The following is a 12,329-nucleotide window of genomic DNA, read 5'->3' as shown; positions in this document are numbered from 1 at the left end:
TTACATTTATATGATAATTTGTGTCTTTATTTATATTGTTATAAACATTCGTATAAATGAATCGATATAAATAAAATACGCTTTAACGTGTCAAAGTGCAATAGTTTTTTTATCAAATAAGAAAATAATTTTTATAACAAAAACCTCCATTGAATAAACACTTTCAATGGAGGGCGATATATTTAACGATTATCTATTTTTTCTGGATACATATCATGGTTCATTAAGCGATGTTCTGCCATTTTTTCATATTTTGAATTCGGGCGACCATAGTTTGTATAAGGATCAATTGAAATGCCACCTCTAGGAGTGAATTTACCCCAAACCTCAATATAGTGTGGATCCATTAATTCAATTAAATCATTCATAATAATATTCATACAATCCTCATGGAAATCGCCGTGATTTCTAAAGCTGAATAAATATAGCTTTAATGATTTAGACTCCACCATTTTGATATTAGGAATATATGAAATATAAATTGTTGCAAAATCTGGTTGGCCTGTAATAGGGCACAATGATGTAAACTCTGGGCAATTAAATTTAACGAAATAGTCACGCCCTTGATGCTTATTATCGAATGTTTCTAAAACATCTGGTCTATAATCAAAATCATACGTATTGTTTTGATTTCCTAGTAATGTAATATCTTGTAATTCATCTTTTTGACGTCCTTGTTCCATTATATTGGCTCCTTTAACTTTCTTTTATACTAGATTCTCTTCGTGCCTTTTCAAACATATAGTAACTTGCACCGATAATCACAACATAACCTACAGTCGCAAACATATCAGGTGTTTCTCCGAATAAGATAAAGCCGAATAATGCTGTGAAAATGATTGAAGCATACGTAAAGATTGAAATATCTTTTGCAGGAGCAAAACCATATGCAAGTGTGATACCAATTTGTCCAACGGCTGCTGACAATCCTGCACCTAGTAGATATAAGATTTGCACTGTTGTCATAGGTTCAAATGTAAAAATTGAGAAAGGTATCAATACGACCACCGAGAATAAAGAGAAATAAAATACAATTGTATATGGTTTCTCACGAGTGCTTAGTGCACGAACGCATGTATAAGCTGATGCGGCAAAGATACCTGAGAATAATCCTGCTATTGAAGGGATAACAGAAGAAGAAAATTCTGGTTTTACAATTAATAACATACCTAATATGGCTATAATCATAGCTGATATTTGATATTTACGTACCTTTTCATGTAGGAAAATTAGACTTAAAAGAATCGTCCAAAATGGATTTAATTTCATAAGTGTATCGGCATCACTTAGAACCATATGGTCAATAGCATATATATTTAGTAATACACCTATTAGACCTAAAGTTGAGCGAGATATGAGTAGAGGTTGACTGCTCAACTTCCCAAACATTGGTTGTTTATATTTAAAAATAAAAAATAATGGTATAAACATAGCTACAAAATTTCTAGCGAGCGATTTCTGAAATACAGGTAAATCTCCTGCAAGCCTGAAAAAGACTGACATAAAGCTAAATCCCACTGCAGAAATTAAAATAGCAATAATACCTTTTACTTTTGGATTCAATATTATCGCCTCAATACTATAAGATTAACGTAACTATATTAGCATAAATAAAATGGCTATGCATAAGTCCTTGCAAAATTAAAAATAGAGTTATATAATCTAAATACGAACACACGTTCTATTGTAGGGGAGTTATATATTATAAGAATTTAATTGTGATTAATGAAAACATAAAGACATAAAATACTTGTTGTTGTAGGTTGTATGAAACATCTGTGCGAGATTTTGACCTCAAGTGCATCGTAGAGAGGTATGACTATTTTGGGTTAAAAAGCAAGTGAAGACCCTTGAAAAAATTTTTTATTTCAGAATAATGAGCTCTAATAACGTAGTGGTGCACTTTCTGAAAGATTAACTATTTTTCGTCAATAAACTTTAACTTTCATAAATTTGAGCACTTATGTATAATGAAACACAGAATATAGTATTAAATTTCAAAATCAAACACTACATATTGTGTTTACGAATTAAAAGTTAATATGTGAAATACAATCATTTTAATGCAAATTCACACTAAAGAATATGATAAATTATTGCTATTTTAGTAATCAGTTACAAAAAAGATAATTTGTCATATAGTGATGATTTAAGTTTTGGCTACTATATATAGGGGTTATTTACTTATAGAGATACTAAAAGCATTAAAAAGGGAGTAGAACTGAAATAAATTAGTAAAATTAATTTCGTTGTTCCACATCCAACTTGCATTGTTTGCAAAATTTCTTTATTAAGAAATTTTCTATGTTGGGACCCTGACGGCATGGATGACTAGGATTGAGAGCAACTTGATATAAGCAACTTTCATTTCAGACATCGACTGCTCATATATTAAATGAGGCTAAGTTAATCAATGATGTCCCAGTCGCATTTATAGATATGCTTTTCGATACAGTAAATTTAAGTATCAAAACTTTTAAATACAAAATTATATCGATGTACACCTCTATTTTAGTGGTGATTTTATTTTTTGAGCTAGTGAGTACTCGATATAACCATGACAGCTAAAGATTGAGGAAAGAAGGTGATCCAATGAAAGTAGTATATTTCTCATTTTCAGGCAATGTCAGACGCTTTATTCAAAGAGCAGGAATTGATGACACGATGGAAATTACTCAAGATAATTGTACAGAATCAGTAAGTGAACCTTATATCTTAGTTACTGGCACTATTGGATTTGGAGAAGTGCCACAACCCGTTCAATCTTTTTTAGAGGTAAATCACGCTCAATTACAAGCGGTAGCTGCAAGTGGAAATCGCAATTGGGGACAAAATTTTGCGAAAGCAGGCCGCACAATCTCAGAGGAATATAATGTTCCGTTATTGATGAAATTTGAAGTACAAGGCACGAATAACGATGTAATTGAATTTAAGGATAAGGTGGGTAATTTCAATGAAAACCATGGACGAGAAGAAATACAATCATATTGAATTAAATAATGAAGTAACTAAGCGAAAAGATAATGGTTTTTTCGACTTAGAGAAAGATCAAGAAGCTTTAAAAGTTTATCTTGAAGAAATCCATGATAAGACTATATATTTCGATGACGAAATCGAACGTTTACATTATCTTGTAGATAATAATTTCTATTTTAATGTGTTTGAAAAATATACTGAAGAAAGTTTAAGAGAAATTACTGAGTTTGCTAAATCAATCCATTTCCAATTTGCTAGTTATATGTCTGCAAGTAAGTTTTATAAAGACTATGCTCTAAAAACAAATGATAAAAGTCAATTTTTAGAAGATTATAATCAACACGTAGCAATTGTTGCCCTCTATTTGGCAAATGGTGACACTAAACAAGCTAAACAATTTATTTCTTCTATGGTTGAACAACGTTATCAACCAGCAACGCCAACTTTCTTAAACGCAGGACGTGCGCGTCGTGGAGAACTTGTTTCATGCTTCTTATTAGAAGTAGATGACAGTTTAAATTCTATTAATTTTATCGATTCAACAGCTAAGCAATTGAGTAAAATCGGTGGCGGTGTGGCGATCAACTTATCTAAACTACGTGCACGTGGCGAAGCTATTAAAGGGATCAAAGGCGTTGCTAAAGGTGTATTACCAGTGGCAAAAGCACTTGAAGGTGGATTTAGTTATGCGGATCAATTAGGTCAACGTCCGGGTGCTGGCGCTGTATATTTAAATATTTTCCATTATGATGTGGAAGAGTTTTTAGATACTAAAAAGGTAAATGCTGACGAAGATTTACGTTTATCTACAATTTCTACTGGTCTTATCGTTCCATCTAAATTCTTTGATTTGGCTAAAGAAGGCAAAGATTTCTATATGTTTGCACCACATACAGTTAAACAGGAATATGGTGTAACTTTAGATGATATCGATTTAGAGAAGTATTATGATGATATGGTTGCTAATCCAAATATCGAGAAGAAGAAAAAAGATGCTCGTGAAATGTTAAATACAATTGCCCAAACGCAATTGCAATCTGGATATCCATATCTTATGTTTAAAGACAATGCTAATAAAGTACATGCGAACTCTAATATTGGCCAAATCAAAATGAGTAATTTATGTACTGAAATTTTCCAACTACAAGAAACATCTGTTATTAATGATTACGGTACTGAAGACGAAATTAAGCGTGATATTTCTTGTAATCTTGGTTCTTTAAACATTGTTAACGTGATGGAATCAGGTAAATTCAGAGATTCAGTCCATACTGGAATGGATGCTTTAACTGTAGTGAGTGATGAAGCTAATATTCAGAATGCACCAGGTGTTAAAAAAGCAAACAGCGAATTACATTCTGTTGGTTTAGGTGTAATGAATCTTCATGGCTATCTTGCTAAAAATAAAATCGGCTATGAATCTGAGGAAGCAAAAGATTTTGCTAACATTTTCTTCATGATGATGAACTACTATTCAATTGAACGTTCAATGGAAATTGCTAAAGAACGTGGAGAAAGATATCAAGATTTTGAGTCTTCAGATTATGCTAATGGTAAATATTTTGAATTTTATACTTCACAAGAATTTGAACCTCAATTTGAAAAAGTTCGTCAATTATTCGAAGGTCTAGATATTCCAACATCAGATGATTGGAAAGCATTACAAAAAGAAGTTGAACAATATGGACTATATCATGCGTATAGATTAGCGATTGCGCCTACTCAAAGTATTTCATATGTTCAAAATGCAACAAGTTCTGTAATGCCAATTGTAGATCAGATTGAACGTCGTACTTATGGCAATGCTGAAACGTTTTATCCTATGCCTTTCTTGTCACCTGAAACAATGTGGTATTACAAATCAGCATTTAATACTGACCAAATGAAATTAATTGATTTAGTTTCAACAATTCAAACTCACGTAGACCAAGGTATTTCAACTATTTTATATGTTAATTCAGAAATATCTACACGTGAACTTTCAAGATTATATGTTTATGCACATTACAAAGGATTAAAATCACTTTATTACACAAGAAATAAACTATTAAGTGTAGAAGAGTGTACAAGTTGTGCAATTTAATTAGATAACTCAAACAAATCAACCACTAGAGAATATTTCAATCATATAGAAATGATGACATTCATCCATTTCTATGATTGAAATGCTCTACATTATACATAAACAGACAGGAGGATTTTCATGAAGGCAGTCAACTGGAATACCCAAGAAGATATGACGAATATGTTTTGGCGTCAAAATATCTCACAAATGTGGGTAGAAACAGAGTTTAAAGTTTCAAAAGATATTGCAAGTTGGAAGACACTATCAGATTCTGAAAGAGAAACATTTAAAAAAGCATTAGCAGGGTTAACTGGTCTGGATACACATCAAGCAGATGATGGTATGCCTTTGATTATGTTACACACGACTGATTTAAGAAAAAAAGCCGTGTACTCATTTATGGCTATGATGGAACAAATTCATGCTAAGAGTTACTCTCATATTTTTACAACATTACTTCCATCTAGTGAAACAAACTATTTACTAGATACATGGGTTATTGAAGAACCTCATTTAAAATATAAATCAGATAAAATTATCGATAATTATCATAAACTCTGGGGAAAAGAAGCTTCAATCTTTGACCAATATATAGCGAGAGTTTCAAGTGTATTCTTAGAAACATTCTTATTCTATTCTGGTTTCTATTATCCTCTTTATCTTGCTGGACAAGGTAAAATGACAACTTCTGGTGAAATTATTCGTAAAATTTTATTAGATGAATCAATTCATGGCGTATTCACTGGCCTAGATGCTCAAAGTTTACGTAATGAACTTTCAGAAAGTGAAAAGCAAAAAGCTGATCAAGAAATGTATAAATTATTAAATGAACTTTATGATAATGAAGTTTCATATACGCATTTACTATATGATGATATTGGTTTAACTGAAGATGTTCTAAACTATGTACGTTATAACGGTAATAAAGCATTATCTAACTTAGGATTTGAACCATATTTTGAAGAACGTGAATTTAATCCTATTATTGAAAATGCATTGGATACATCTACTAAGAACCATGACTTCTTCTCAGTTAAAGGTGATGGCTATACGTTAGCGTTAAACGTAGAGGCTTTACAAGATGAAGACTTTATTTTCGATAAATAAGATGACATATATTAAGGAGATTCCTATTAAATTGAGTAGGAATCTCCTTTTTTGCGTGTAAAAAGTTATAAATGATAAATAATGTTATGTATTACGAATTATTGTATAGAAATATTTATAAAGAAAATTTCAAAAAATGTGAAAAGCTATTGAAAAACGATAACATAATCTATAATATTAATGGTAATGATAATCATTATCATTTAAGTCGGTTATTTACTTCGCATCATACATATTTATTAAGGAGAATGACTAATGAAATTTATATTTAAAGGTTATACCTTATTTATTTTATTAGTGATTTTAACTATTGTCTCTTTATTTATAGGAGTGAGTCAGCTCTCTCTCTTAGATATTTTTCATTTAAATGATGAACAAATGAACATTTTGTTTTCAAGCCGAATTCCTAGAACGGTGAGTATCCTCCTTTCAGGAAGCTCACTTGCATTAGCAGGATTAATTATGCAACAGATGATGCAAAATAAATTTGTAAGCCCTACCACTGCAGGTACTATGGAATGGGCGAAATTAGGTATTTTAATTTCACTACTGTTCTTTCCAAATGGACATATTTTAATCAAATTATTATTCGCTGTTGCTTTAAGTATTATTGGGACTTTTATATTTGTTCGATTAATTAATCTTATACGTGTAAAAGAGGTCATTTTTGTTCCACTCTTAGGGATTATGATTGGTGGTATTATATCCAGCTTTACCACATTTATAGCGTTAAGAACAAATGCGTTACAAAGCATTGGCAATTGGTTAACTGGAAATTTTGGCATTATAACGAGTGGTCGTTATGAGGTATTGTATCTCACTATACCTTTACTTATTCTAGCGTTTGTTTTTGCAAATCATTTTACAATTGCAGGTATGGGAAAAGACTTTAGTCATAATTTAGGTGTAAGTTATGAAAAAATCATTAACATCGCATTATTTATTACTGCAACGCTAACAGCTTTAGTCGTTGTTACAGTAGGAACGCTACCATTTTTAGGATTAATTGTACCGAATATTATCTCTATTTACAGAGGTGATCATTTGAAAAATGCATTACCGCACACACTCATGCTCGGTGCGATTTTTGTATTAATTGCTGATATTATTGGCAGAATAATAGTTTATCCTTATGAGATTAATATTGGGTTAACGATAGGTGTGTTTGGCACAATTATTTTCCTAATCTTGCTAATGAAAGGTAGGAAAAATTATGCAAATGAGCTCTAACAAAAAAATAAGTATACTAGTCGTTATAGCAATTTGTATGGCCATTTTTTATTTATTTGTAGGTTTAGACTTTAATATATTTGAATATCAATTCCAAAGTCGTTTTAAAAAATTCATTCTTATCCTATTAGTAGGTGCAGCAATAGGAACCTCAGTAGTTATTTTTCAATCTATTACTACAAACAGATTATTAACTCCTTCCATTATGGGACTTGATTCAGTTTATTTATTTGTCAAAGTATTACCCATTTTTATATTAGGTGAGCAAGCTGCCGTAGTCACAAACATCTATCTTAATTTTTTAATTACCTTGATTGTTATGGTGTTATTTTCATTACTACTATTTCAAGTCATATTTAAACTAGGTCACTTTTCAGTCTATTTTATCCTATTAGTCGGCGTGATATTAGGAACATTCTTCCGTAGTATTACAAGTTTCCTCCAACTTATAATGAATCCAGAATCTTTCTTAGCGGTTCAAAGTGTCATGTTTGCTAGCTTTGAAGCATCAAATTCTAATTTAGTAAGTGTCTCAGGCATATTGTTAGTTATCTTAATTGTTGTAACAATTATACTTCGACCTTATTTAGATGTACTTCTATTAGGGCGAGCGCAAGCAATTAATTTAGGTGTATCTTATGAAAACATGACGCGGTTATTACTTATTTTGGTTGCCTTACTTGTCTCTATATCCACTGCATTAATAGGCCCTGTAACGTTTCTTGGTTTATTAACAGTCAACTTAGCACATGAATTCATGAAGACCTATGAACATAAATATATTTTACCTACGACCATACTTTTTAGTTGGATCAGTTTATTTATGGCGCAATGGGTAGTTGAAAACCTATTTGAAGCAACCACTGAATTCAGTTTAATAGTGGATTTAGTAGGTGGTAGTTACTTCATTTATTTACTTGTTAAAAGGAGAAGTGCAAATTGATTCAAATTCAAAATTTAGACAAAACGATTGAGAATAAACCTATTTTAAAGGATATTAGTGTTGATATTGAAAAAGGGAAACTGACTTCTTTAATAGGACCTAATGGTGCTGGCAAAAGTACATTATTATCTGCGATGAGTCGCTTATTTAACTGTGACAATGGCACAATTTCGATTGAAGACAAAGTAATATCAGATTATAAAACTGATGATTTAGCTAAAAAATTAAGTATTTTAAAACAATCCAATCATACTGAAATGAATATTACTGTTGAGCAATTAGTTAACTTTGGTCGTTTTCCATATTCGAAAGGACGAATGAAGAAAGAAGACTATGACAAAGTAGACTATGCCTTAGATTTATTACAACTAAAAGAAATTAGAAATCGTAATATCAAAACACTATCAGGAGGTCAGCGTCAGCGTGCATATATTGCTATGACGATTGCTCAAGATACTGACTATATATTACTGGATGAACCTCTAAATAATTTAGATATGAAACATTCTGTACAAATAATGCAAACGTTACGAGAATTGTGTCGTAAATTAAATAAAACAATCATTATCGTATTACACGATATTAATTTTGCTTCTTGTTATTCAGACAATATTATTGCACTTAAACAGGGTGAAATTGTTAAAGCTGATGTTAAAGATAATGTTATTCAGTCTGACATATTGAAGAAATTATATGAAATGGATGTCCGTATAGAAGAAATAAGAGGACAACGTATTTGTCTTTATTATGATGAAGCTACTTTTGACTCAGTTTAATCTTAGAAATTTAGACTCATAGTTAAAGGGGTGATGTCTGCACAGAGATAAAAAGAAAAGTTTAAATGTAACGCTGCACTTAGGTCAAATTTTATTAAGGAGTCGTACAAATGAAAAAAACTGTCTTATTTTTATTATTATCTTTAGTTTTAGTTTTATCGGCTTGTAGTAATGGTTCGAATAATAATGATTCAGATTCTAAGAATAAAAATAGTGATTCAAAAGAAACTGTAACCATCAAGAATAACTTTGAAGCAAGCGGTAAGGAACGTGACGGAAGTGATGCTAAAAAAATATCTAATACTGTCAAAGTTCCAAAGAATCCAAAAAATGCCGTAGTATTAGATTATGGTGCACTTGATGTGTTAAACGAATTAGGTGTGGCAGATAAAGTAAAAGGCTTACCTAAAGGAGAAAATAATCAATCATTACCTAAATTTTTAGATAAATTTAAAGATGGTAAGTATATCAATACAGGGAATTTAAAAGAAGTAAACTTTGATAAGGTTGCATCAGCGAAACCAGAAGTTATCTTCATTTCAGGAAGAACAGCTAATCAGAAAAATTTAGACGAATTTAGAAAAGCTGCACCAGATGCCAAAGTAGTATATGTCGGTACAAGTGATGATAACTTAGTTAAGGATATGAAGAAAAATACAGAGAATTTAGGTAAAATCTATGATAAAGAAGATAAAGCCAAAAATATTAATAAAGACCTAGATAAAAAAATCTCTGGAATGAAAGATAAAACTAAAGGCTTTAATAAGAAAGTAATGTACTTATTGGTAAATGAAGGTGAATTATCAACATATGGCCCAGGAGGACGTTTTGGTGGTTTAGTATTTGATACATTAGGATTTAAACCTGCTGATAAAAAGGTAAGCAATAGTCCGCATGGTCAAAACATTAATAATGAATATATTAACAAACAAAATCCGGATGTGATTCTAGCAATGGATCGTGGGTCAGTTGTAGGTGGTAAATCAACGACTAATCAAGTTCTAAAAAATAAAGTTATTAAAAATGTACCAGCAATTAAAAGTAATAATGTTTATGAATTAGATCCTAAACTATGGTACTTCTCTTCTGGTTCTTCAACGACTACTATCAAACAAATTGATGAATTAGACAAAGTAATCGATAAAGCAGAAAAGTAATTTTATAAAAAAGCTCCTAAACTGATTTTTTAATGAAATCCAGTTTAGGAGCTATAGTATTATAATCAACGTCTTATCACGTTTTTCTATATTTCGAAATATAAATGGTAATGAAACTTACATCTGCTATTAAAATGTGCTTTGCAGTTGGGGCACATTTCAACCATCATATAATCATGTATACTCATTTCATGGTTACAAACACCACACATAATCACTTTTTTATCAAACTCTTTTTCTGTCCATCTTTTTATAGCATGAGATTCATGCTCCTCATGACATTTGTAACACGGATAATATTTATTACAACATTTAAACTTAATAGCAATAACATCTAAAAAAGAATGATAGTGAGTACATCTGGTCTCTTTGTCTATAACTGATCCATATATTTTAGGCATAGATAGATGTACCTCCTTACAGAATTAGCTCTCAGGGTGCTCTCCAATAATACGTACTTCAGTATTAAGTTCAACATCAAATTTTTCTTTTACTGTCTTTTGTACGTAATGAATTAAGTCTTCATAATCCGTAGCTGTACCATTATCTACATTTACCATAAATCCAGCATGTTTCTTAGAGACTTCTACGCCACCAATACGGTGACCTTGTAACTCAGAATCTTGAATAAGTTTTCCAGCAAAATGACCTGGAGGACGTTGGAATACACTTCCGCACGAAGGATATTCTAACGGTTGTTTTGATTCACGACGTTCAGTTAAATCATCCATTTTAGCTTGTATTTCATCTAATTTACCTGGTTCTAATGTGAAAGCTGCTTCAAGTACTACGAGGTGTTTCTTCTGAACAATACTATTTCGATAATCAAGTTCTAATTCTTCGGTAGTGAGTTTAATTAAGTCGCCTTCTTCGTTCACACAAAGTGCGTAATCAATACAATCTTTAACCTCTCCACCGTAGGCACCAGCATTCATAAATACTGCGCCACCAATTGAACCTGGAATTCCACACGCAAATTCTAGACCAGTTAATACATAATCACGTGCCACTCTTGAAACATCAATAATTGCAGCGCCACTACCAGCTATAATTGCATCGTCTGAAACATCAATATGATCTAAAGAAAGTAAACTTAGAACGATGCCCCGAATACCACCTTCGCGTATAATAATATTTGAACCGTTTCCTAAGTATGTAACAGGAATATTATTGTTATAAGCGTATTTAACAATCGATTGTACTTCTTCGTTTTTAGTGGGTGATAAATAGAAATCCGCTTCTCCACCTGTTTCAGTATAGGTATAACGTTTAAGTGGTTCGTCCACTTTAATAATGTCTTCGGGAATAATTGACTTTAAATCACGTAAGATGTCATTTTTATTCAACGTCTTGAACATCCTTTCTCAACTTCTTAATATAAGTACTATTATATCAACTTTAAAAGTTATTTGCGAAATTTGAATATATTATTTTAACATTATATAGACACATAGGGATGATGTATCTTATGTTTTATATATTAACTTAAATTAACTTAATTGCTTATGTATCTTTTCAAATAAGTTTTGTTTTTGATTTTCATACATACGAATCGTCTGGACATGTTTCAATATATCTTGCTTTTTCTTTGAAAATAATTGTGAAATTTCATTATCTTGAGATAATACTTTATCAACATTTTGATATTGTTCAAACAAAGGAGTATTTAACTGTATGATATGTAATCTTACTTCTTGTTTAAGTTCGTTAAAGTTATTAAAACGTGCCATCATCACTTTCTTTTTATAAGAGTGGTGTAATCGATAAAAACCAGCATAGTTTAATCGTTTCTCATCTAGCGCTGTAATATCATGTAAATTATCTACACCGACAAGCACGTCTAGTATAGGTTCTGTTTCATAATTAAAATGACGTGTACCACCGATATGTTGCGTGTATTTGACCGGTGAATCTAACAAGCCAAACAAAACATTTTTAACGCGAAGATATTCTTTCTCAAAAGATTTATGAGACTCATCTTTAACTAAAGGTTGGACATATGCGTACATAAATTACTCCTTAAAAATTAATCATTCTCAAAAATACAGTAAAGTCTGACATACTATAACACAATT

Annotated in this window: 12 protein-coding genes; 7 read left to right on the top strand and 5 right to left on the bottom strand. The window is 31.1% G+C overall.

The window, feature by feature from the left end:
* Positions 1–182: 182 nt before the first annotated feature.
* Both queF and JMUB898_RS10575 read right to left on the bottom strand, forming a co-directional pair.
* On the bottom strand, positions 183–683 hold the full coding sequence (gene queF, locus JMUB898_RS10580) for a preQ(1) synthase (RefSeq protein WP_002441476.1): 501 nt from the start codon (positions 681–683) through the stop codon (positions 183–185).
* 13 nt (positions 684–696) lie between these two features.
* Entirely contained in the window at positions 697–1,563 is an 867-nt protein-coding gene (locus JMUB898_RS10575; protein ID WP_002441478.1) for a DMT family transporter, read from the bottom strand.
* Positions 1,564–2,592: 1,029 nt separating this feature from the next.
* On the opposite strand from JMUB898_RS10575, the gene nrdI reads away from it, so the two are divergent.
* The 7 genes from nrdI (at position 2,593) to JMUB898_RS10535 (ending at position 10,254) form a co-directional block, all read left to right on the top strand.
* Complete coding sequence (gene nrdI, locus JMUB898_RS10570) at positions 2,593–2,991, top strand: class Ib ribonucleoside-diphosphate reductase assembly flavoprotein NrdI (RefSeq protein ID WP_037541178.1); 399 nt, start codon at positions 2,593–2,595, stop codon at positions 2,989–2,991.
* The gene (gene nrdE, locus JMUB898_RS10565) at positions 2,954–5,059 is read left to right on the top strand and encodes a class 1b ribonucleoside-diphosphate reductase subunit alpha (RefSeq protein ID WP_037541181.1); all 2,106 of its coding nucleotides are present in this window, start codon (positions 2,954–2,956) and stop codon (positions 5,057–5,059) included. The genes nrdI and nrdE overlap by 38 nt, the downstream gene beginning before the upstream one ends.
* Positions 5,060–5,179: 120 nt before the next feature.
* Complete coding sequence (gene nrdF, locus JMUB898_RS10560; RefSeq protein WP_002441483.1) at positions 5,180–6,148, top strand: class 1b ribonucleoside-diphosphate reductase subunit beta; 969 nt, start codon at positions 5,180–5,182, stop codon at positions 6,146–6,148.
* Positions 6,149–6,403: 255 nt separating this feature from the next.
* The gene (locus tag JMUB898_RS10550) at positions 6,404–7,378 is read left to right on the top strand and encodes an ABC transporter permease (RefSeq protein ID WP_126514797.1); all 975 of its coding nucleotides are present in this window, start codon (positions 6,404–6,406) and stop codon (positions 7,376–7,378) included.
* Entirely contained in the window at positions 7,362–8,321 is a 960-nt protein-coding gene (locus tag JMUB898_RS10545) for an iron chelate uptake ABC transporter family permease subunit (protein ID WP_002441488.1), read from the top strand. Before JMUB898_RS10550 ends, JMUB898_RS10545 begins: the two co-directional genes overlap by 17 nt.
* Entirely contained in the window at positions 8,318–9,097 is a 780-nt protein-coding gene (locus JMUB898_RS10540) for an iron ABC transporter ATP-binding protein (protein WP_002441490.1), read from the top strand. The genes JMUB898_RS10545 and JMUB898_RS10540 overlap by 4 nt, the downstream gene beginning before the upstream one ends.
* A 110-nt stretch (positions 9,098–9,207) precedes the next feature.
* Positions 9,208–10,254, top strand: coding sequence for a ferrated catecholamine ABC transporter substrate-binding lipoprotein SstD (locus JMUB898_RS10535; protein WP_002441492.1), 1,047 nt, complete (start codon positions 9,208–9,210; stop codon positions 10,252–10,254).
* Positions 10,255–10,340: 86 nt separating this feature from the next.
* On the opposite strand, the gene JMUB898_RS10530 is transcribed toward JMUB898_RS10535, so the two are convergent.
* The 3 genes from JMUB898_RS10530 to JMUB898_RS10520 all read right to left on the bottom strand — a co-directional run bounded on the left by JMUB898_RS10530 (position 10,341) and on the right by JMUB898_RS10520 (position 12,263).
* Positions 10,341–10,655 (bottom strand): CHY zinc finger protein, encoded by a 315-nt coding sequence (locus tag JMUB898_RS10530; protein WP_002441494.1) that lies wholly within the window; start codon positions 10,653–10,655, stop codon positions 10,341–10,343.
* 24 nt (positions 10,656–10,679) lie between these two features.
* Positions 10,680–11,612 (bottom strand): UDP-N-acetylmuramate dehydrogenase, encoded by a 933-nt coding sequence (gene murB, locus JMUB898_RS10525; RefSeq protein WP_002441495.1) that lies wholly within the window; start codon positions 11,610–11,612, stop codon positions 10,680–10,682.
* A gap of 132 nt (positions 11,613–11,744) precedes the next feature.
* Positions 11,745–12,263 carry a GrpB family protein gene (locus tag JMUB898_RS10520; RefSeq protein ID WP_002441497.1) on the bottom strand — a complete coding sequence of 173 codons (519 nt, stop codon included), beginning with the start codon at positions 12,261–12,263 and terminating at the stop codon, positions 11,745–11,747.
* Positions 12,264–12,329 lie beyond the last annotated feature (66 nt).

This window comes from Staphylococcus caprae, from assembly GCF_003966625.1.
Classification (GTDB): domain Bacteria; phylum Bacillota; class Bacilli; order Staphylococcales; family Staphylococcaceae; genus Staphylococcus; species Staphylococcus caprae.
The sequence above is the reverse complement of the archived record's forward strand: the minus strand, read 5'-3'. Positions and strand labels throughout refer to the sequence as shown.

Bases quoted from the DNA above. Each gene is read 5' to 3' on its own strand.
- nrdF (WP_002441483.1), top strand. From the start codon at position 5,180: ATGAAGGCAGTCAACTGGAATACCCAAGAAGATATGACGAATATGTTT.
- JMUB898_RS10550 (WP_126514797.1), top strand. From the start codon at position 6,404: ATGAAATTTATATTTAAAGGTTATACCTTATTTATTTTATTAGTGATT.
- murB (WP_002441495.1), bottom strand. From the start codon at position 11,612: ATGTTCAAGACGTTGAATAAAAATGACATCTTACGTGATTTAAAGTCA.
- nrdI (WP_037541178.1), top strand. From the start codon at position 2,593: ATGAAAGTAGTATATTTCTCATTTTCAGGCAATGTCAGACGCTTTATT.
- queF (WP_002441476.1), bottom strand. From the start codon at position 683: ATGGAACAAGGACGTCAAAAAGATGAATTACAAGATATTACATTACTA.
- JMUB898_RS10545 (WP_002441488.1), top strand. From the start codon at position 7,362: ATGCAAATGAGCTCTAACAAAAAAATAAGTATACTAGTCGTTATAGCA.
- JMUB898_RS10535 (WP_002441492.1), top strand. From the start codon at position 9,208: ATGAAAAAAACTGTCTTATTTTTATTATTATCTTTAGTTTTAGTTTTA.
- JMUB898_RS10530 (WP_002441494.1), bottom strand. From the start codon at position 10,655: ATGCCTAAAATATATGGATCAGTTATAGACAAAGAGACCAGATGTACT.
- nrdE (WP_037541181.1), top strand. From the start codon at position 2,954: ATGAAAACCATGGACGAGAAGAAATACAATCATATTGAATTAAATAAT.
- JMUB898_RS10520 (WP_002441497.1), bottom strand. From the start codon at position 12,263: ATGTACGCATATGTCCAACCTTTAGTTAAAGATGAGTCTCATAAATCT.